Here is an 18,861-nt window from a genome sequence, read left to right as displayed (position 1 = left end):
CGTCATGGCCTAGTGCCGATAAGGACATCCAATGAAAACTCTAAAAAGCCTGCGTCCCTTGGCAATCCTGGCCCCCGCCAGCTTGTTGGCAGCCTGTGCCTCGATTGGCGGCCCCGCCAGCCCACCGCAACAGAACCCCACCAACCAGCTGCTGGACATGCTCGACCAGGCCACCCGCGAAGGCATGTCCGTGGTGCTGGTGCCGGCGCTGATGCCCAACAAGAGCGTGACCGATCTTTCCAGCTATTCGCACCGGGTCATTTTCAAGAACAAGGACATGCCCGGCATCGCCTACATGCAGGCCTTCGCCAACAACGACCTGGAGAAGATCAAGGAGGCGGTCTATCTGTGGGACTTCCTCGAGGTCAACATCATCCCGCCGGGGACCTACCTGTTGTCCGGCGGGATCGACTACAAGATCGACAGCACCCTGGCCGACATCAAGGCGCCCAAGGGCCAGCCGGGGGCCACCCCCTTGGGCGCGGTGAACCTGTCCGCCGTGCTGTATCGCCGGTTCGTCAAGGAAGACTATTGGCGTGATGCCTCCTATGCCGACAGGACCTACTCCCAGAACGTCTGCAGTGCCGTGCACATGGCGTCCGGCCAATGCGTGAGCTGGTCACAACAGAACTACACCCAGCGCGAGCAGGTCTCCCAGGGCGGCTGGACCGAAGGCACGAAGATCCAGGACGTCCAATCCATCAAGCTGCAAGCGCAGATACCCGACGCCTATGCCCCGCTGGCCTTCACCATCAAGCCGGGCCAGATCCTGCTCAGCGACCGCTTCCACCTGAAGACTCCGGGCGTGCACTACGACCCGAAAACCTGCAAGGCCGTGGACACGCAGAACATCAAGTGTGCCCTGCGGGACATCCAGGTCTACATGCGCCCCGCCCCCATGGAGTTGACGAAGAGGTTCATCGGCAAAGAGCAGCCGACCCTGGGCGAGGCGGCCCGCCAGGTGCTGGCGCGCATCGAGCCGATGAAGACCCAGGTACTGGGTGAGAAAGGCATGGAGGACCTGGTCTGGGGCCTGCCGGTCAGCCTGAAGAAACCGGGCAAGTAGAACCGTCGTCGCACCGCTCCTGCCCTACGAAGCCGGCTCGCCATCGGGCCGAGCTTCGCCCCTGATTCCCCCTAACGCCTCGGCACCTCCAGACTGCAAATAAAATTTTGCATCCCAATACGGCACTAGGATTACTAGCAAGCTCGAAATCAAGGAGCTTGACGAAGCTATTCATTAAAAAGAACCATTTGATTTGAGTTAATTAAAAATTCAATTGCCCTTAGTCTCCCCGTGCCAGAGCCAAACCGGGCAAATCTCACCATTGCCTTACAAGCTTACAACTTGTACTAGCAGCCTAACCTTCTCAGAAATCGGGGAGCTTCTTGTGGATTGATTTTATAATTGAAGTATTAGTTTCAGCCAGGGGTGTAATCTTTTGCAGCGTAATATCCAGATGGCTGACAGAATCAATATAAAGATGACAGACAAAGCTGTCCTCCCCGGTGATCTTATAGCAAACGACACACTCTGCCATTTCTGCTAGCAATTGTTCCACAGAGTGAAAGTTTCCGGTAAAGGGTTTTACCCTTACCAGGACCTGTAGCGTGTAGCCAAGAGCTTGGGCATTCAACTCTACGTTGAATCCACTAATAACACCTGTGGCCTCAAGACGTTTAAGACGCTCGCTACAACCGGGAGCCGACAACCCCACCTGTCGACTGAGCGAACGTATGGATGCCCGGGCGTTCTGGTGAATGGCAATAATCAATGCGCGATCTATGGGGTCTAGTCTCTGATCGATTTTTGTAAGCTTCTTCATTAATTTCACCTTACAAATATTGATGAAACGCCAGGAGAATCTTACATACCACAATTTTATAAAAAAATAATGGTTTTTTTGGAGTTCGCTGCCTATTGTTTTTCCTGCAGTCACAAGCAGTATTTAGCGGTACATTTTCCAAAGGGCGTTCCGCGATACCTCTATTTCAACTTGATGAATTTTATCTTTATCGAGGGTTTGAAATGAACTACTTGCCTGATGAGACTCGCCTACAACAACATCACTGCAAAATCTTCACAGAGGATAAAATCTTTTCATTACGCCATGAATTTTCTCGCAATGGATTTTTAAAGCTACGAGACATCGTTGACGATCAATTACGTGAAAAAATAACCATAGAAGTTAACAAACTTATAGACCGTCAACTCGAACGTCGAGACTTGCACCTTGCCACTACTGACAACACACCTCGTTATATGAGTGTAGTGCGCAGTGAGTTCATCGCAGAAAACAGCCCACTGATCAACGCACTATCGAAGTCCAAAGTACTGCTAGACACCCTCTCTCGGATTGCGGACACACAAATTATTGCCTCGGTCTCCAAGGACGAGGAATTCTTAATCACCAAGCAAGAACGTAAAGGAGACACCCATGGCTGGCATTGGGGCGATTATAGTTTCGCGTTGATCTGGATCATCGAAACACCGCCGATCGCCAAAGGAGGGATGCTGCAATGTGTGCCTCATACCTCATGGGATAAGACCAATCCAAGGATTCACGAGCTTCTGTGTAGCAATCCAATTGCGACTTACGGTTTCAAGACGGGGGATATTTATTTCCTGCGTACGGACACCACGCTGCACCGCACCATCCCGCTCAACGAAGACGCCATTCGAATAATCCTCAACATGACCTGGGCTGCCGAAAAAGACCTCGCCCGCAGCCTGCATGGCAATGATCGCTGGTGGGAAGATCAGAACGCGGAGGCAGCCAAAAGCCTGAGGTAAGGTGCGGTCAGCCAGTCGTTACGTGGTTCCAGGAGAGGATAATCATGCACGATACCCGATGCCTCCAGCAGGCCAGTGCCTTACTCAAACAGGCTCGATCTCACGCGGCGATGGCTGACCTGGTCAGAGCGGCAGTCGCTCGAAACGAACAGTGGCGCGCTCGGCAATGCATCAATCTCGTAGCCGCTGAGTCGCCTACCAGCCCATCCGTGCGCGCGTTGCTATCCAGTGAAGTTGGCACGCGCGCATCGGGCGGCCATATAGGACGCGACAATCGATTTTTTTCGGGCATGAAGAATATCGATGAATTGGAATCGCTCTGTGTAGAGCTGTTGAAAATTGTCTTTCGCACCCAGTATGCCGACCATCGACTGATGGGAGGAATGGTCGCGGTGCTCGCGGCTTACACGGCCCTGACCCACCCAGGTGATTGCATCATGAGCGTGCCTGTGCCCCAGGGTGGGGATACGAGCAATAGAAGCAAAGGCCCTCCCGGCGTGCGTGGACTCAAGGTAATGGACATTCCCTTTATGCACGACACCCTAGACATCGACCTTACGCGGCTCAGCGAAATAGCCCGAGTCGCTAAACCAGCAGTGATTGGCCTGGGGATGACGTTGACTCTGTTCCCCCTACCTGTTGCCGACATCAAGGGCATCGTCTCTTCATGGAATGGAAAAGTATATTTCGATGCCGCCCACCAGTTGGGTTTGATCAGCGCAGGCTTGTTCCAGAACCCGCTGACAGAGGGTGCAGACCTGATGACCGGTTCTACCGGGAAGACCTTCAGTGGCCCCCAAGGCGGCCTGATTGTCTGGAACGAAGCGTCATTGACTCCAGCAGTACATGAAACGATTTTCCCGACGTTGACAGGCAGTCACCAAATCAACCGGGTAGCGGCTCTCGCCGTGGCGGCCACCGAGATGCTGGAATATGGACAGACCTATATGAGACAGGTGGTAAAAAACGCACAAGCGTTGGCTGAAAGTCTAGAGAACCGGGGCGTGATGGTTTTCCATCGAGAGCGGGGTTACACCCGCACCCATCAGATTGTGATTGACTCAAAACCCTTTATCAGTGGCCGCGAGGCGGTACAGCGCCTGGAGGCCGCGAACATCATCGCCAATGAAATGCCACTGCCTTGGGATAACGGCCCGGAGACAGGAATTAGGCTAGGCACCGTCGAAGCAACTCGTCTGGGGATGAAAGAACGGGAAATGGCATGGATCGCCGAGCAGATTGCCAAGGTTCTACTGCATAACGAGGACCCAATGGCCGTCGCCAACGCCGTGATTGACTTCATGAAGAACCACAGAACTGTCTACTACTGCCACGAGAACGGACTCCCTCGATAAGCCACTACGCGTTTTTTCAGCGGGACATCCCCCTATGCCCAACACCGTACTGCCCATTTACCAGGCGACATTGACATTTACCATTGCCGCCGTTGCGTTACTGGCAAGCCCTGGCCCAGCGACACTGGCCCTGGCTGCGAGTGGGGCAACTTATGGCATAAGACGATCAACTCCATTCTTTGTCGGTATCACGCTGGGCCTGATGATTGCCATGGTATTGGTTGCTACGGGGCTGTACGTCATTCTCCAGGAGTTCCCCAAGTTAGCGACGGCACTGACGGCCGTCTCCGTTGTGTATATCTTGCTGCTTGCCTACAACATTGGTAGCGCGCCGCCCATCAAGGATGAACAGTCAGTGGTCGTACCCGGCTGGGGCGCCGGTTTTATCCTGGGCGTCGCGAATATCAAGGCATACGCTGCGTTTGCGGCGCTGCTGGGCGGCTTCACGCTAGGTATTGCGCCTGCTTGGGAACAAGGCGCAAAAGTACTGATCTGCCTGCTGGTTTGTGCGGGATTCGATTTCTTGTGGCTCTTTGCGGGCAGCAAGATGCGCCAGTTCTTCATCCACCCCACTTGGAATCGATTACTTAACATCAGCTTCGCGTTTTTGATGATAGCGACGACCGTCTGGTCATTTATGCTGAGCTAGCAGCGCAATCCATCGAAAGACAGGAAATCGCTTTCGAGTGAGGATCGACTGCATATGTTGGGCAAAAATCGGCACTTGTATTGCTACTGATCGTTCCTGGCCTAACAAATACGCTGTTAATGCGCTCCGGAGCACTGTTTGGGTTTGCCGTTCATGGCGCATGACATTTATCGAGAGTCTGGCGTATTTGCTTCAGGTTTCTGTCTGGGGGATTTTATTCCATATGCCCTGTTGGTCTCCCTGGGCCATGAGAGGCATGCAGCTAGCCACCGCCTGCTACTTGCTTCAACTTTCTTGTACTGTGTGGCGACGCAAAAACAGCACCCTCGATCCGGAACGGAATCGTTTATCCGGCCTGCACTTATTCTGATTGGCCGTGCCCCCAAAGGCCTGCTAATTGCTTCGCTCATCGCGCCGATAAGCGCCTTTGCCAGCCTGAAAGAATAGGCCGGGTTCATGGGCATGCACGCACTGCTGGTGATACCAGTAGATCTGCCTGGACCTTACTCGGCAGTCGAGTCCAAAAAACTTGGCTAACACCTCTAGAGATCAATCGAATCATCTCGGTGGTCACGGGTTCTTTTACTGCTTATTCGCCTGGCTGGCTCAGGTCACAGTTGACGTAGGCATCACTCCACTCCATACGAGAAAGAAAAGACTTATCAAGCGGTAAAAAATTTCGATCTGTCACTGTGACTATGATCCATGACCGGTTAAATACAATTATTTGCAAAAATAAAGCATTTTCAGATCAGCAATGGCACCAAGGCTGAGGACTCGGGCTATCTAGTGCACAGAGGCGGCCTGAGAATCCATAAAGATGGTGCGATTAGCCTAGTTGTTATCAACATGCCTTGTTTGGTTTCCCTGCAACTGTGCGATGACAACTGCCAGGAGCCTTTTCTGCTCAATCCGCTTTCAGCTGCACCCAGAGCTTGCCAAGAACCTTTTGCAGCAGCGCGCATTCATCCTCGTCCAGGCTGCTGGTCAGGGATTCACACATCCCCCAGAACACCGGCAAGGACCGCTCCAGCAACTCACGCCCCTGCTCGGTCAACTCCAGAGCGAAGCTGCGCCGGTCCTCGGTACTCAAGCGGCGCCTGAGCAGGTCGCGCTTCTCCAGCCAATCGAGCAGGCCAGTCACCGTCGAGCGGGTCACGCCAAAGTAATCCGCAATGTAGGACGGCGTGACCGCCTGGCTTTCTATCAGGCCCCGCTCAGCCAGGCCGAAGAACATCAGCAGGTCGAACTTGCTTTCCGATAGCCCGAACGGCGCCAGGCTGGCATTGGCGCGTTGCTCGATGTCATCGCACAGCCAGAGCATCAGCAGACCCAATCCGGCACGGGATCGATCGGTCGCGCCTTCGGCGGTATCGCGCATCAGGGCGAGGTGTGGACGGGTCGCGGCGGATGCGGCGAAAGATCTTCCGGAGCCTTGCTCGGGACTGGTGACAGGCTTGGATGCAGGTGGTTTTGAGCGGGACATGGGCGACATGGGTCAATGAGGAGGTTGCCAATCATACCAAGGGGAAATAGTATTTTATCCGTATAGTACGCCACTCGTACTATATTTCGATATTGCTATCACGCCCCTTCCCGGGGCCAGCGCGTGCAAACCAACAAGGAAAACGCAATGTCCGTGAAAGTTGTTGAGCTTCACCACGTAGGCTTCGGCGTGAACAACGCCCAGGCCGATGCCATGCTGGACTTCTATCGCAATGTCCTTTCACTGCCCCAGGACCCGGCCCGCTGGAAGATCCCGGGTATCTACGGCTCGTGGTTCAACCTGCCCAATGGCACCCAATTGCACATCCTGGGGTGCGATGGCGTTTCGCAATACGCCAAGCGCCCTGACCAGGACCCGGTCTCCAACCACTTCGCGCTTGCGGTGGAGGATGTGCAGGTAGCCGAGAAGGTGCTCGTGGAGCGGGGTATCGAGTACTTCACCCTCGACAATGTGGCCTCGCCATCCTTGAAACAGCTGTTCTTGCGCGATCCGGCCGGCAACCTGATCGAGTTGCACCAGGCCAGCGAGCGGCGCCCTGGCGTCGACTCGGCCAACCAGGACAAGACCCCCACCGCCAATCGTTGAAACCGTTCAGGACATAGCCATGTATTTTGATATGAAGGCGCTGAGCCCGGAGCAGCGCAGCAACCTGGTGCATTCCACCGTGATCCCTCGCCCCATCGCCTGGGTCAGTTCCCGCGATGGATCGGGGGCGGTCAATGTCGCGCCATTTTCCTTTTTCAACGTGATGTCGGGAGACCCACCGCTGCTGTGCCTGTGCATCGGCTCGCGCTCGGGAGAACCCAAGGACACCGCGCGCAATATCATCGAGCGTGGGGAGTTCGTGGTTAACCTGGTCTCGGCCCCGATGGCCGGGCGCATGACCGTCACCTCCATCGATTTCGATGCCCACGTCAACGAGGCCCTCGAGGCCGGCCTGCAGATGCTGCCCGGCCAGCAAGTGAGTGTTCCACGCATCGCCTCGAGCCCTTGCTCGATGGAGTGCCGGGTTCGCCAACTGATCGACATCGATGGCGTGCGTACCTTCATCCTCGCCGACATCGTCGGTACGCACCTGTGCGAGGAAGCGATCATCGACGTGACCCGCATGTTCATCGACCCGACCTCCATGGCCCTGATCGGCCGGCTGCACAGTCCCGGCTGGTACTGCGAAGTGTCTGCGGACTTCCAGATGCCGACACCGACGCCACAGGCCTGGCAGTCCTTGAAGGCCCAGGGCCGCGAACAGGAACTGCTGGCATGGCGGGAACCCTCCACCTCGCAAACAGGCGCAAAAGAACGATGCTGAATGCCCATGAAATACAGGAATGCGCCCATCGCCTGGATGCCGCCGAACGCTCGCGCGAACAGATTCGCCAGCTCTCACTCACCCATCCGGACATGACCATCGCCGATGCCTACGCCATCCAGCGTGCCTGGGTCGAGACGAAACTGGGTCGTGGCCGGAGGATCATCGGGCACAAGATCGGCCTGACCTCCAGGGCGATGCAGATGGCCTCGCAGATCGATGAGCCCGACTACGGCGTGCTGCTCGACGACATGCTCTGGCCCGATGGCGGCGAGATTGCCCGCGAGCGCCTGATATTGCCCCGGGTCGAGGTCGAACTGGCCTTCATCCTCGATCGTCGCCTGGCGGGCCCGGAGGTGACGATGCTGGATGTGCTGGATGCGACGCGCTATGTCGTGCCGGCACTGGAGATCATCGATGCCCGTTCGGAACAGCTCGACCCCGACACCCAGCGACCGCGCAAGGTGGTCGATACCATTTCCGACAACGCCGCCAATGCCGGGATCATCCTCGGCGGGCGCCCGGTGCGCGTCGACGACCTGGACCTGCGCTGGATCGGCGCCATGCTCCTGCGCAACGGCGTGATCGAGGAAACCGGCCTGGCGGCAGGCGTGCTGAACCATCCGGCCAACGGCGTTGCCTGGCTCTCCCGGCGCCTGGCGGTGTTCGACACCGCCCTGGAGAAAGGACACATCGTGCTGTCCGGCTCCTTCATTCGCCCGGTGCGGGCGGAGGCTGGCGATACATTCCACGCCGACTTCGGTGCATTGGGCAGCGTGGGTTGCCGTTTTATCTGAGCACTGCAGGTGCAAGAGGTAGTCATGCATAACGAATTCAAGCAGGCCCTGGTGACGGGGGCTCCCCTGATCGGCCTGTGGCTCGGCCTGGCCAACGGGTACACCGCGGAAATGCTTGGGGGCACCGGTTATGACTGGTTGGTGATCGACAACGAACATGCTCCCAATACGCTGCAATCGACCCTGGCCCAGTTGCAGTGCCTGGCGGCGTCCCCTACCCACGCGGTGGTGCGGGCGGCCAGCGACGATGCCGTGGAGATCAAGCACTTGCTCGACCTGGGGGCCCAGACGTTGCTGGTTCCCATGGTGGAAAGCGCCGAGCAGGCGGCCAGCATCGTTGCCGCCACCCGCTATCCTCCCCATGGCATCCGCGGCGTGGGAGCGGCATTGGCCCGCGCTTCGCGATGGCAGCAGATCCCCGGCTACCTGGCGACGGCCGATGAACAGATCTGCACCCTGGTGCAGGTGGAAAGCCGGGCTGGCATCCAGGCCTTGGCGGACATTGCCCGGGTCCCGGGGGTCGATGGCGTGTTCATCGGGCCTGCCGACCTGGCCGCCTCCCTCGGTCACCTGGGCAACCCGGCGCACCCCGAGGTGCAGGACGCCATCGCAGGGGCCATCCGGGACATCCGCGCGGCCGGCAAGGCGCCGGGCATCCTTACCAGCGACCCGGTGCTGGCTCGCCACTACTTGCAGCTGGGTGCCGTGTTTGTCGCGGTAGGCTCCGATGTGGGGCTGCTGGTAAGTGGTGCCAAGGCACTCAGGGAAACGTTTGGGCAGTTGTGTTGAGGCGGCTTTTGCACAGCGCTGGCAAGGCTCCCAAGGCCGTCTCGCGGCGACCTGGGAGTGGCTGGGCTCGACGCCGCTACTTGGACAACGACAATGGCACGCCCCAGATCGGGTCTTCCATGCCTTGCTTGCCCAGCGGCGTGATCTGCATGGGCTGGAGCCTGGACAGCAGTTGCCGGTGCTTGTCGCTCAGGACGCGTTGCTCGATGAGATTCTGCGTAAAGCTCATGGGCGCCGGCCAGGTGTAGACGGTCAGGTTGTCAAGCGGACACTCGATCTTCTTCGGATCGATCGCCCGGCACTTGGACTGCTGGTACTTGTAGCCAGGGGTCTTGAGGTGCATGCGCGGGGCCAGCAGCAATTGCCCGCCCTGGACGGTGAAGCTGGCCAGCGCCTTGTCCACCGGCAGGCGCGCCTGGACCTTGATCGACGGTACATCGCGGGAATCGGTCTGTTGGTAATACCCGGCCCCAGAACCCTGCGTGGTCTGGGTATATTGCTGCTCGCCCCAGGCCACGCAGGCGCCAGACGCCACGTGCACGGCGGTACAGACCTTCTCGGTCTTGATCTCGCTGCCATAGGTGGCGTCCTTCCAGACCTCTTCCCGGTAGTACTCGCGATACAGCTCGGGGGACAGGTAGGCGGTGCCATTGGCGCCACGCCCCGAACCGGGCGGGCCGCTACGGGCGCCGATCTGGTCGAGCAAGCCGTGGATCTGGTAGTCGTCGCCACCGGTCAGCAGGTATTTGCCGGGGGGCAGGATATGCACCTCGAAGGCCTTGAACAGGTAGGTCTCGCCAGGCTTTCTCTGCAACGCGTTGGTCTGGAACTTGCGACCGAAGGTTATCTTCGGGTCCTTCTCGTATTCCCAGATCGCTGTCGGCGTCCACTGGGTCATGGTCAGCGCATCGCTCAGCGACTTGTGCGGCATCACATCGGCCACCAATACCACCGCCATGTTCGCCTTCAGCGCCGCGTCCACCTGGTCCAGCAACTGCGCGTAACGCGGATCGTCCATGCTGCCGTAGGCGCCTGATTCAAGATCGGACACGCAGCCGGAAAGGGAAAGAGAAAGAAGCAATGCGGCGGGCAGGGTAAAACGCGGCCAGGACAGTTTCATGTATCGATCCTTGATAAGCGTTGGTACGGGACGTCGAGCGGCCATGATTACTGGCTTGGGGACGCAGCGCAATATTTGCCAGAGTGCGCCGAATGAAATGCAGATGCGAGCGCCTCACTTCGCTCCTCGTGCAAAGCTATCCCCTGCCCCTGGACGGCAACTCGAACCTGTTGCCCGGCGGGCATTCAGCGGAACGCTTCAAGTCCAGCGCAGCCCGCAGAGAATTCCGGCAGGTCTCATGGGATCGGGTTCGCATCCAGTTCGTTCTTGCGTGATGTTCAATCGCCCGCAACCTGGTCATCGACCAGTGGCGTCGCTAACGCATCAAACAGGCTTATCTGGAAGCCTGGCCGCCATGACCGAAGCGGAAAGCCCCTCGCTGGAAACCCGCGCAATCCTGATCGAAACCCTGATGCAGATCGACGCCATGCTCGACAGCATGCCGACCAAGGTGCGCAAGGCCTTCCTGCTGGCCGGAGGCAGTGGCTATCTCGTCCAGTCGCAACTCCCCTGCCACTCACCGGTGTCTTCCCCCCTGATAGACACCGACCGCGTGCTGGCCGCCTTGCAGCGGTTGTAGTGGTCAACTAATCCCGGACACGGCGTTAAGTTTTTCTCGGCCTGATCGGCGCCGGGCATCGTCAAGTCGATGTTTGCGCGAGGGTTCCAGATACGAGCGTCGAATTGGAGCAGTTCGTGCCAAGGCGAAACTGATTTCTAGACTGCTAAAACGAAAAAGCCCACTGACCGTCACCGGTAGTGGGCTTTTCATGTGTACATCATCCAGGAACGTGGCTTTGCTCGTTCCAGACGTCTGCGCTACTAGCGGAACGGCTTGTATCGCCTGGTTCCTGGTCTCGCATCCGACCTTGAATATGGTGGGTCGTGTAGGATTCGAACCTACGACCAATTGGTTAAAAGACAATTGGACTGAACTGCTCTAGGAAGGGGTTTTCACGGCACCCTAGGACTAGTTTGCGAGCCCAGCAGCCTCTAATGACATTCACATTAGAGGCATCACGATGAAAAAGAAGGCGAAAAAAGCAGGAAAAATCTCCACCAAAGGTGGAACTGGCAAAACAACCGGCTCGACCAACCTCGGTGCGTTCACTGCAGATGCAGGTTTGCGCACTCTGCTGATCGATCTGGATCCCGTCCAACCCTCAGCGTCATCCTATTTCCCCCTGATTCACGAAGCTCCGGGCGGAATTTATGAGCTCCTGGCCTTCAATGAAACCGATCCGGCCCGGGTTATTTCCCGTACCAACATCCCCAACCTCGATGTCATAGTCTCGAACGACGTCAACAATCAGCTCAACAACCTCCTGCTACAGGCACCTGATGGCCGGCTTCGCCTGGCTAATTTGATGCCGGAGTTCGAGTCCCAGTACGACCTGATTATCTTCGATACTCAGGGCGCCCGCTCGGCCATGCTTGAGATGGTCGTTCTGGCTTCTGACATAATTTTATCCCCCCTCCCTCCTAACATGCTGGCGGCACGCGAGTTCAACCGCGGCACCATCCACATGATGGAAGGCCTGCGCAGCTATGCGCGCCTCGGCCTGACCATTCCTCATATCAACATAATCATCAATGGGTTGGATCAAACCGTTGATGCCCGCCAAATACACGAAACAGTCAGGGAAGTGTTTGACGGCACCCCTGAAGTTTCCGTGCTCCACACCACCATACCCCACGCTGTTGTTTTCAAAACCGCCGCATCCAAAGGCATCCCGGCACACCGTTTGGAGTACCGGCAGCCATCGAATCGCCTTGCGCCCTCGGCGCTGAGCATCCTCCGACAATTGGCCACTGAGGCCTTTCCGGAATGGCATGAACGCTTCGCTGCAATGACTGAGGAGCGTGTAGCCCAGATCGTCAAAGGGGGGAACTGAAGTGACTAAATCCCCCATAACCCAGCCAACAGGGATCACATCTGAGTTCCTGCAGAACCTGAATAGCCGTTATGGCTCAACTGAGCTGCGCAGCGTCCAAACAAGACTCACCAGTACCGCACGCGAAGTACGCAAGCTCGGTTCCGGAGGCTCCATGGGTTCCGGCCTGTCGGGGCGGATTAGCGAGCAGCTCAGCTATGAGCAACGCCAACTACTACTTGATGCCGCCACGCTCATCGAGTCAGTGAACAACCACATTGAGCACGCCAAGGAGAAGCGAGTTCGAGACGAAAAAGCCACAAAACGCCGCCAAGATGCGCGTAATGCACAGGCGAAACAGTTGATCGCTGCTGAGTTCCCACTGCTTCATGAAACAGTTGAGCAGCAATTAGAAGTGCTGAAAGACGCGCTGGTATTCAACCGGGCAGGGGTCCATATCGGCTTCTACGATCCGATTAAGTACAACCAGGAATGGATGAAGTGCCTGGATGACGCCCATAAAGCAGGAAGTTGGACAACTCCCCTGGGATACCTGAAAAGCCGCATCGTCTCAGCACGCTCCGAGCTCATTCAAGCCCTAGCCAGTGATATTGCCTATGACGATGGCTCAGACGTTGAAGAGCGTCTGAACGCACTGAAACAGAAGGTAGCTGACTGCCTGGCCCGGGCTCCCCTCACCGCTGCGGAAGAAACAACGCTTCTGCATTGGAAGAGCGCTTTGACCCTGAATGCATGGGGTGAAGTATGAGCCGCTCCTATGCAAGTAAAAGCATCCGGCCTGTCACCCTCCAGATGCTACGTGCCCGGCTGGGCACCATCATTCGCCGAAATGAAGCCCTCACGAACCAGCAACTCATGCTGAGCCTGGATGGACAGAAGTATCCGGTAGACAGCGACAACCTGAAGATCAGCGACGACGGAGTGATCGAGCTGGAGCTTTACCAGCCCAATGCTGCTGTAGCTGCCATAGCCTACGCCCTGGCCAATCCATGTGAATCCCCTCTGGATTTTCTTCGCTGCTGGAACTCCGGCGACTTCGAGGCAATACGCCAAGAATGGGACGACGTGCCAGAAGAGGTATTCCTCGGCGCCGACCCTCTCCACAAGGTTATGGAGGATCGCTCATGAGCCCAAGACGCCTGTTTCACTGTGCGGGCTTTCTGTGCCTGTACGCCATGAACTGTTCAGCAGCGTTTGCGTTGGCCTATTGCCTCGCTGCGATCTACAAGGAGCCTTACGCAGGCTTAGCGCTGCAGGGCGCCATCTTCTGCGCATACCTTCTTGCTGCGCTGAGCGTCCTTACCCTGGTGTGCGTGACTGTCTTGGCTGCGGCCCGTTGGTATGCAAAAGCAGCCGCATTGTCAGCTAGAACTGGCCAAGCTCCATTGCCCCAGGAGCTGAAGCCATGACGCACGTTACCGATGCCCAGCTCAAGCTCTTGTGGCACACGCTCGGTTTGTCTCCGAACGACTGTGACAAACGATCGGTATGCCGCAACCACTTCCTTACCGGCCCAGATGGCGACGACGCCCGGCAGCTCGATGAGCTTGTCAGTGTGGGGCTCATGATCGTTGGTAAACCTCCCGCCTTCTGCCCTCAGGATGAAGTCGTTTATCGCGCAACGCGAGAAGGCGAAAGGTTCGCTATCGACAGCTTACCTCCCCTGTCATCAACGGAGGTCGCGTGATGGATAAGCAGAAAGTCCTCGACAAGGTCAGCAAGCTACTCGCGCTGGCAAACGACTGTGGCGCCAGTCCGAACGAAGCAGAAACAGCACTTCGGCAGGCCCGCCACCTCATGAAACAGTACAACCTCGAGTCCCTTGAGGTGGCTGCACATGCAGTTGAGGAGGTTTGTGTCCCCACTCGCACCGCTCTCCCACCTAAAGACTGGCTGCACCGTCTTGCGGCGACCTGTGCCCGTGCCTTCGATTGTGAGCACTTAGCGTTCCATTCTGGCCTGGAGAGCTGGTCGATCAAGTTCATGGGCATCGGCATCGGCCCTGAGTTAGCGGCCTATGCGTACTCTGCCTTGCACCACCAACTGGTGATGCAACGCAAGGCACATGTCGCTCTGCAGAAGCGCTGCCAGCTCAAAACCAAACGCCGCCGAGGGGAGCTCTTCGTCGATGGTTGGTTGAGCGCTATCAGCTACAAAGTCGCCCAGTTCGCAGGGGCTGACGCGGAACCCCGCGATGAAATCAAGGCTTACATCAGCCTCCATCACCCAACTCTTGAATACATGGACCTGGACCGGCCAGAGGCCAAGGGACATGACATTCGGTCCCGGCAGGCAGGTTGGCAACAGGGCAAGCAAGCAAATTTGGGCCGAGGCCTCAGCCACAAAGAACGGATGTCGATTGGGGGTGGACGATGACTCACACCACAACAGCCCATCCAGCTCTGCTCCCAACCTCCCATGCACTGAGGGGACGCACCATGCCCGAAGGTCTTCGTATGAACAAGGCAGCACACAGCGTGATCACAGAGCGTCACCGCCAGGTGACAGAGGAAGGCTACTCCATCCATCGTGATGACGTGTACGTGCGAAACGAGCTGGCAGAAGCCGCTGCGGTGTACGCAGTCTTGGCAGGAAAGCCTGGATGCAGCAGCAGTGCCTGGCCATGGGACAAAAAGACATTCAAACCCAGCGATGACCGTCGCCGCGATCTGGTGAAAGCGGGGGCTCTAATCCTTGCGGAGATCGAGCGACTCGATCGGATGCAGTTGATCCAGCCCTACCCTGTTCAGCGGGATGACGAGGGGATGTTCGCCCATCCCGACCTTCCAAACTTTGACGAAGATCCTGACAAATCCAAACTCTGGCTGCAGGAGCAAGGCCTAGAAATCTGTTCAGTCAGTCTTGAAACAGACGCGCCTGAAGAAATTGCCGATCGCTATTTCAGTTCTGATAGTCCCGACTGCAGTTACTGGGAGCCCTCTATGCCTGCCGGCGAGGGCTGGTTCTGCCTGGCTATTCATGACACTGAAGAAGGCGGACCCTACTGCTTCTGGGCACGCCGGGAGGTCACTCCGTGAACCCTCTCGACTTTACGCCGCCTCATTCGACAGAAGCCGAACAGGGTGTCCTGGGCGGTCTGATGCTCGACAACAATACTTGGGATCTCATTGCCGACCTGCTTGTGCCTGAAGACTTCTTCAAACGTGAGCATCGGTTGATTTTCCAGGCCATAGCCTCCCTAGCCGATAAGGATCATCCATTCGATATCGTGACGGTATCCGAGTCGATGTCTCAACCAGAGGAAGTTGGTGGCCTGGCCTACCTTGGAGATCTCGCAAGAAATACTCCATCAGTGGCCAACATCGAGCGCTACGCAGAAATCGTTCGGAACAGATCTCACCTGCGCAGTCTCATGTCCCTCGGCTACCAATGCTCTCGCGACGCTGCTGAAAGCACAGCAGTAGCTACTGACGTCCAGGAATCGATCGAGCAGCAACTCTTTGCACTCGCTCAGAACAGAACACGCTCCGACTTCGTCGACGTCAACCAAGCCCTCGGAGAGGTGGTCAACAAGATTGACGAGCATTTCAACGGGAATGTGACTGTGACCGGAGTGTCGTCCGGAATCGACGATCTAGACGAGATGACCTCAGGTTTTCAACCGACCGACCTCATCATTCTTGCCGGCAGGCCGTCGATGGGAAAAACGGCTCTAGCCTTAAAGTTCGTCCACGCGGCTTTACGTCAATGCTCAGACAATGAATCGGTCCAGGTCTACAGCATCGAAATGCCGGCCCAGGCCCTGCTATTTCGTTTGATCTCCAGCATCGGCCACGTAGATCTGACCAAGCTCTTAAAGGGGAAGCTTGAGGATGAGGATTGGCCGAAGCTAACAAATGCAGTCCATCAGCTTAATGGCTTCGGGGATAGGCTTGTAATTGATGACGGCAGCTCACTGACCCCACCTGCGCTACGGGCAAAGGCCAGGAGGGCAAGCCGGCGCTTCGGCAAGCCAAAGCTGATCCTCATCGACTACCTGCAGCTAATGAGCGCGGTAGGTGAGGAAAACAGGAACAACGAAATCAGTGTGATTTCTCGTTCACTGAAAGCGCTTGGCAAAGAAATGGACTGCCCAGTTATTGCCCTCTCTCAACTCAACCGGAGCGTTGAGGGACGTCCAAATAAACGCCCGGTCAACGCTGATTTGCGCGAAAGCGGTGCTATTGAACAAGACGCTGACGTGATCATGTTCGTTTACCGAGATGAGTATTACCACCCGGAGTCCGAGCATAAAGGCATCGCCGAAATCATCATCGGCAAACAACGCCAGGGACCGGTCGGTTTTGCACGGGCAGCTTTCATCCCACAGCAGACTCGCTTCGAAAATCTGGCCCCTGCCAGTTGGCAAGGAGGCTGCGCATGACCTCGCAAAGCATAAGCGCACTCACTCACTGGTGCCGATCATGCAACACCCATCACTCCCTCAAGCAAGTTCAGCACTGGCTTCCAGAGCCACACAAGTTTTGTGATGAGACCGAGGTGTGGATCTGCCCACTGTGCAATAGCTACGACGTCGAGCCACTGCAGGAGGTGCTAGATGAGAAGTAGCACCACCTATTTTCCTAAGATCCATGCCGACGCTGAGTTCAATCAGTCGGCACTAGTACACGCTCATAGAGCAGGCGTGAATGCAGTGGAGCTGGATCTGCTTTCACAAGCGATAACCAGGCTGGTACGTGACCATAGCACGATCGTTCCTGGAGCCATGTGCGACAACTTCGCAGAGATGGAGAACCTTGGCTATGTGCGTCTGACCCCAACTTCATCCGGAACACTGGAGGTTGCCCTTCTGTGCCCAGGCCCGCTTCTGTCGAATTACTTCTGGTCGGTGTGGGTACCGCGGCACCTGTTCGAGTGCTCGATGAAGGTCACGGTTCTTCCGCGACTGGATGATGACGCCATCACTCAATACTGCACAGTTGCGTTTCGCATACCTGGCGATAGAGAGGCCGCGAGGTTCTTCCTCATGGATCTCGGTTCGAAGTACCCAGGCCACGATCCAGAAATTATTGCCATACAAGCAGGGAACCAACTCAGGACAGAACTTAATGAGTAGGCCCCCGAAGGTACACGAACGCTTACGCCATCTCGTCGAGTTTGCGATCAGCAATGGCTGGGACGTCTCCCGCTCGGCAGGGGGGCACCTCAGATTCAAAAAGACAGGTTGCTCTGACATCTACACGTCCGCGACACCGGGCGATCACAGATCAGAGCGAAATGCTCGAGCACACCTGCGCCGTGCGGACCGCACCACTCTACTTTCGAAGGAAATCAGCTGATGCCAATTCGTCACCTCATTATCCATCACATCGACAAGCAGCCTGACGGCACCCCAGCGGTTCTGCACGCCCGCGACTCGGAGCTGGCAGAGTCCGCGGCCATCGAGAACATGCTCGCCGACCTCAACGAAAGCTATAACGCCAAGCAGGGCAAGGCCTGGGGCCTTTTCCATCCAGAGTCCGGTGCCTTTCCCCTCAGCGGCTGGCTGAAGGAGTTCTTCAACGGAGAGTTGGACTTCACAGCTTTCAGTCACAAGGCTGTGGACCACCTGCAGAAACTGATGGAGGAGTCCAACCTGTCGGTGGGCGGTCACGTGCTGTTCGCTCACTACCAACAGGGCATGACCGACTACCTGGCCATCGCCCTGCTGCACCACAGCGAAGGCGTGGCGGTGACCGACCAGCTGGACGTGACGCCCTCCCGTTACCTGGATCTGGGCCAACTGCACCTGGCGGCGCGGATCAACGTCTCCGAGTGGCAGAACAACAAGCAGTCCAAGCAGTACATTTCATTCATCAAGGGCAAGAACGGCAAGAAGGTCTCGGAATACTTCCGCGACTTCATCGGTTGCCAGGAAGGCGTCGACGGCCCGGGCGAGACCCGCACCCTGCTCAAGGCCTTCAGCGACTTCGTCGAAAGCGAAGACCTGCCCGAGGACTCGGCGCGGGAGAAGACCAAGGCCCTGGTGGACTACGCCAGCAGCCAGGCCAAGCTCGGCGAACCGGTAGGCCTGGAAGAACTGTCGGAGTTGATCGACGAAGACCGGCCGAAGGCGTTCTACGACCATATCCGCAACAAGGACTACGGCCTGTCGACGGAATTCCCGGCAGACAAGCGCACCCTCAACGAGTTCCGCCGCTTCACCGGCCGCGCCGAGGGCCTGTCCATCACTTTCGAAGCTCACCTTCTAGACACGAATGTGATCTACGACGCCGATAGCGGCGCATTGACTATCAAAAATCTTCCTACCCAGCTCGTCGATCAGCTCAAGCGCCGTTGATCATCAGGAGACATTGTATGGACCAGACTACTTCCCGCACTGCAGACAAATTCGTCGTCCGACTTCCTGATGGTATGCGTGATCGTATTGCCCAGGTCGCACGGGAAAACACCCGCTCCATGAACAGCGAGATTATTAACCGGTTGGAACAATCACTCCTGGTTGGCCAGGTTTATGCAGCCAACCCGCTCCAGGCAGATCTTGAGCGCGCATACAGGATCATTGATCGGCTGCTTCAAGCCAACTCCCCTACCACTGAAGACGTCCAGGAGATTCTGGAGCTGTTCAAGTGCGGTACTCCGGGTGCGTCATTCCCTGCTATGAACTCCAGCGCGGGGGTGTAAC

At 57.0% G+C, this 18,861-nt stretch carries 23 protein-coding genes and 1 pseudogene; 21 read left to right on the top strand and 3 right to left on the bottom strand.

Going from position 1 to position 18,861, the window contains the following annotated elements:
- Positions 1–31: 31 nt before the first annotated feature.
- On the top strand, positions 32–1,066 hold the full coding sequence (locus H7A76_RS22185; protein WP_185700480.1) for a hypothetical protein: 1,035 nt from the start codon (positions 32–34) through the stop codon (positions 1,064–1,066).
- Between the two features lie 304 nt (positions 1,067–1,370).
- Here the strand turns inward: H7A76_RS22185 and H7A76_RS22180 are convergent, their stop codons facing one another.
- Positions 1,371–1,826: an Lrp/AsnC family transcriptional regulator gene (locus tag H7A76_RS22180; protein WP_185700479.1), complete on the bottom strand. Its 456-nt coding sequence runs from the start codon at positions 1,824–1,826 to the stop codon at positions 1,371–1,373.
- A gap of 203 nt (positions 1,827–2,029) precedes the next feature.
- Here H7A76_RS22180 and H7A76_RS22175 point away from each other — a divergent pair, with 203 nt between their 5' ends.
- From H7A76_RS22175 to H7A76_RS32440, 4 genes are all read left to right on the top strand, one after another.
- The gene (locus H7A76_RS22175; RefSeq protein WP_185700478.1) at positions 2,030–2,794 is read left to right on the top strand and encodes an ArpA protein; all 765 of its coding nucleotides are present in this window, start codon (positions 2,030–2,032) and stop codon (positions 2,792–2,794) included.
- Positions 2,795–2,838: 44 nt separating this feature from the next.
- On the top strand, positions 2,839–4,149 hold the full coding sequence (glyA, locus tag H7A76_RS22170; protein ID WP_185700477.1) for a serine hydroxymethyltransferase: 1,311 nt from the start codon (positions 2,839–2,841) through the stop codon (positions 4,147–4,149).
- A 34-nt stretch (positions 4,150–4,183) separates the two neighbouring features.
- Positions 4,184–4,798 (top strand): LysE family translocator, encoded by a 615-nt coding sequence (locus H7A76_RS22165; protein ID WP_185700476.1) that lies wholly within the window; start codon positions 4,184–4,186, stop codon positions 4,796–4,798.
- Between the two features lie 138 nt (positions 4,799–4,936).
- Positions 4,937–5,245: a hypothetical protein gene (locus H7A76_RS32440; RefSeq protein WP_260498053.1), complete on the top strand. Its 309-nt coding sequence runs from the start codon at positions 4,937–4,939 to the stop codon at positions 5,243–5,245.
- A gap of 460 nt (positions 5,246–5,705) precedes the next feature.
- Here the strand turns inward: H7A76_RS32440 and H7A76_RS22155 are convergent, their stop codons facing one another.
- Positions 5,706–6,284, bottom strand: a complete 579-nt coding sequence (locus H7A76_RS22155) for a MarR family winged helix-turn-helix transcriptional regulator (protein ID WP_221775334.1) — start codon at positions 6,282–6,284, stop codon at positions 5,706–5,708.
- A 147-nt stretch (positions 6,285–6,431) separates the two neighbouring features.
- Between H7A76_RS22155 and H7A76_RS22150 the strand changes: the two genes are divergently transcribed.
- From H7A76_RS22150 to hpaI, 4 genes are read left to right on the top strand one after another with little or no spacing between them, the layout of a single operon-like run.
- On the top strand, positions 6,432–6,890 hold the full coding sequence (locus H7A76_RS22150) for a VOC family protein (RefSeq protein ID WP_185700474.1): 459 nt from the start codon (positions 6,432–6,434) through the stop codon (positions 6,888–6,890).
- A gap of 19 nt (positions 6,891–6,909) precedes the next feature.
- Positions 6,910–7,614 (top strand): flavin reductase family protein, encoded by a 705-nt coding sequence (locus H7A76_RS22145; protein ID WP_185700473.1) that lies wholly within the window; start codon positions 6,910–6,912, stop codon positions 7,612–7,614.
- A complete protein-coding gene (gene hpaH / locus H7A76_RS22140) occupies positions 7,608–8,411 on the top strand; it encodes a 2-oxo-hept-4-ene-1,7-dioate hydratase (RefSeq protein ID WP_185700472.1) in 804 nt (267 codons plus the stop codon). The genes H7A76_RS22145 and hpaH overlap by 7 nt, the downstream gene beginning before the upstream one ends.
- A gap of 24 nt (positions 8,412–8,435) precedes the next feature.
- Positions 8,436–9,200, top strand: coding sequence for a 4-hydroxy-2-oxoheptanedioate aldolase (hpaI, locus tag H7A76_RS22135; protein ID WP_185700471.1), 765 nt, complete (start codon positions 8,436–8,438; stop codon positions 9,198–9,200).
- 76 nt (positions 9,201–9,276) lie between these two features.
- On the opposite strand, the gene H7A76_RS22130 is transcribed toward hpaI, so the two are convergent.
- A complete protein-coding gene (locus H7A76_RS22130; RefSeq protein WP_185700470.1) occupies positions 9,277–10,320 on the bottom strand; it encodes a hypothetical protein in 1,044 nt (347 codons plus the stop codon).
- Between the two features lie 281 nt (positions 10,321–10,601).
- Between H7A76_RS22130 and H7A76_RS22125 the strand changes: the two are divergent.
- The 12 genes and pseudogenes from H7A76_RS22125 to H7A76_RS22075 all read left to right on the top strand — a co-directional run.
- A pseudogene (locus tag H7A76_RS22125) lies at positions 10,602–10,807 on the top strand (RNA polymerase subunit sigma); the annotation flags it as partial.
- 535 nt (positions 10,808–11,342) lie between these two features.
- Positions 11,343–12,215 (top strand): ParA family protein, encoded by an 873-nt coding sequence (locus tag H7A76_RS22120; protein ID WP_185700469.1) that lies wholly within the window; start codon positions 11,343–11,345, stop codon positions 12,213–12,215.
- A 1-nt stretch (position 12,216) separates the two neighbouring features.
- Complete coding sequence (locus H7A76_RS22115) at positions 12,217–12,963, top strand: hypothetical protein (protein ID WP_185700468.1); 747 nt, start codon at positions 12,217–12,219, stop codon at positions 12,961–12,963.
- Entirely contained in the window at positions 12,960–13,343 is a 384-nt protein-coding gene (locus tag H7A76_RS22110; RefSeq protein ID WP_185700467.1) for a hypothetical protein, read from the top strand. The genes H7A76_RS22115 and H7A76_RS22110 overlap by 4 nt, the downstream gene beginning before the upstream one ends.
- A 277-nt stretch (positions 13,344–13,620) precedes the next feature.
- On the top strand, positions 13,621–13,902 hold the full coding sequence (locus H7A76_RS22105; RefSeq protein ID WP_085597407.1) for a hypothetical protein: 282 nt from the start codon (positions 13,621–13,623) through the stop codon (positions 13,900–13,902).
- Entirely contained in the window at positions 13,902–14,591 is a 690-nt protein-coding gene (locus H7A76_RS22100; protein WP_185700466.1) for a DUF2786 domain-containing protein, read from the top strand. Before H7A76_RS22105 ends, H7A76_RS22100 begins: the two co-directional genes overlap by 1 nt.
- Positions 14,592–14,653: 62 nt before the next feature.
- Positions 14,654–15,253, top strand: a complete 600-nt coding sequence (locus tag H7A76_RS32630) for a hypothetical protein (protein WP_185700465.1) — start codon at positions 14,654–14,656, stop codon at positions 15,251–15,253.
- Positions 15,250–16,599 carry a replicative DNA helicase gene (gene dnaB / locus H7A76_RS22090; protein WP_065365356.1) on the top strand — a complete coding sequence of 450 codons (1,350 nt, stop codon included), beginning with the start codon at positions 15,250–15,252 and terminating at the stop codon, positions 16,597–16,599. Before H7A76_RS32630 ends, dnaB begins: the two co-directional genes overlap by 4 nt.
- 174 nt (positions 16,600–16,773) lie before the next feature.
- Complete coding sequence (locus H7A76_RS22085; RefSeq protein ID WP_185700464.1) at positions 16,774–17,292, top strand: hypothetical protein; 519 nt, start codon at positions 16,774–16,776, stop codon at positions 17,290–17,292.
- Positions 17,285–17,515: a type II toxin-antitoxin system HicA family toxin gene (locus H7A76_RS32430; RefSeq protein WP_260498052.1), complete on the top strand. Its 231-nt coding sequence runs from the start codon at positions 17,285–17,287 to the stop codon at positions 17,513–17,515. Before H7A76_RS22085 ends, H7A76_RS32430 begins: the two co-directional genes overlap by 8 nt.
- The gene (gene yejK, locus H7A76_RS22080) at positions 17,515–18,516 is read left to right on the top strand and encodes a nucleoid-associated protein YejK (RefSeq protein WP_185700463.1); all 1,002 of its coding nucleotides are present in this window, start codon (positions 17,515–17,517) and stop codon (positions 18,514–18,516) included. Before H7A76_RS32430 ends, yejK begins: the two co-directional genes overlap by 1 nt.
- A 17-nt stretch (positions 18,517–18,533) precedes the next feature.
- Positions 18,534–18,860 carry an Arc family DNA-binding protein gene (locus tag H7A76_RS22075; RefSeq protein ID WP_185700462.1) on the top strand — a complete coding sequence of 109 codons (327 nt, stop codon included), beginning with the start codon at positions 18,534–18,536 and terminating at the stop codon, positions 18,858–18,860.
- The last annotated feature ends 1 nt before the right edge of the window (position 18,861 follow it).

The organism is Pseudomonas sp. MSSRFD41 (genome assembly GCF_014230245.1).
Lineage (GTDB): Bacteria > Pseudomonadota > Gammaproteobacteria > Pseudomonadales > Pseudomonadaceae > Aquipseudomonas > Aquipseudomonas piscis.
Note: the sequence above shows the minus strand (reverse complement) of the source record. Positions and strands in the feature narration are given on the sequence as shown.

Coding starts and splice junctions, on each gene's coding strand:
- H7A76_RS22185 (WP_185700480.1), top strand. CDS start 32: ATGAAAACTCTAAAAAGCCTGCGTCCCTTGGCAATCCTGGCCCCCGCC.
- H7A76_RS22180 (WP_185700479.1), bottom strand. CDS start 1,826: ATGAAGAAGCTTACAAAAATCGATCAGAGACTAGACCCCATAGATCGC.
- H7A76_RS22175 (WP_185700478.1), top strand. CDS start 2,030: ATGAACTACTTGCCTGATGAGACTCGCCTACAACAACATCACTGCAAA.
- glyA (WP_185700477.1), top strand. CDS start 2,839: ATGCACGATACCCGATGCCTCCAGCAGGCCAGTGCCTTACTCAAACAG.
- H7A76_RS22165 (WP_185700476.1), top strand. CDS start 4,184: ATGCCCAACACCGTACTGCCCATTTACCAGGCGACATTGACATTTACC.
- H7A76_RS22155 (WP_221775334.1), bottom strand. CDS start 6,284: ATGTCCCGCTCAAAACCACCTGCATCCAAGCCTGTCACCAGTCCCGAG.
- H7A76_RS22150 (WP_185700474.1), top strand. CDS start 6,432: ATGTCCGTGAAAGTTGTTGAGCTTCACCACGTAGGCTTCGGCGTGAAC.
- H7A76_RS22145 (WP_185700473.1), top strand. CDS start 6,910: ATGTATTTTGATATGAAGGCGCTGAGCCCGGAGCAGCGCAGCAACCTG.
- hpaH (WP_185700472.1), top strand. CDS start 7,608: ATGCTGAATGCCCATGAAATACAGGAATGCGCCCATCGCCTGGATGCC.
- hpaI (WP_185700471.1), top strand. CDS start 8,436: ATGCATAACGAATTCAAGCAGGCCCTGGTGACGGGGGCTCCCCTGATC.
- H7A76_RS22130 (WP_185700470.1), bottom strand. CDS start 10,320: ATGAAACTGTCCTGGCCGCGTTTTACCCTGCCCGCCGCATTGCTTCTT.
- H7A76_RS22120 (WP_185700469.1), top strand. CDS start 11,343: ATGAAAAAGAAGGCGAAAAAAGCAGGAAAAATCTCCACCAAAGGTGGA.
- H7A76_RS22110 (WP_185700467.1), top strand. CDS start 12,960: ATGAGCCGCTCCTATGCAAGTAAAAGCATCCGGCCTGTCACCCTCCAG.
- H7A76_RS22105 (WP_085597407.1), top strand. CDS start 13,621: ATGACGCACGTTACCGATGCCCAGCTCAAGCTCTTGTGGCACACGCTC.
- H7A76_RS22100 (WP_185700466.1), top strand. CDS start 13,902: ATGGATAAGCAGAAAGTCCTCGACAAGGTCAGCAAGCTACTCGCGCTG.
- H7A76_RS32630 (WP_185700465.1), top strand. CDS start 14,654: ATGCCCGAAGGTCTTCGTATGAACAAGGCAGCACACAGCGTGATCACA.
- H7A76_RS22085 (WP_185700464.1), top strand. CDS start 16,774: ATGAGAAGTAGCACCACCTATTTTCCTAAGATCCATGCCGACGCTGAG.
- H7A76_RS32430 (WP_260498052.1), top strand. CDS start 17,285: ATGAGTAGGCCCCCGAAGGTACACGAACGCTTACGCCATCTCGTCGAG.
- yejK (WP_185700463.1), top strand. CDS start 17,515: ATGCCAATTCGTCACCTCATTATCCATCACATCGACAAGCAGCCTGAC.
- H7A76_RS22075 (WP_185700462.1), top strand. CDS start 18,534: ATGGACCAGACTACTTCCCGCACTGCAGACAAATTCGTCGTCCGACTT.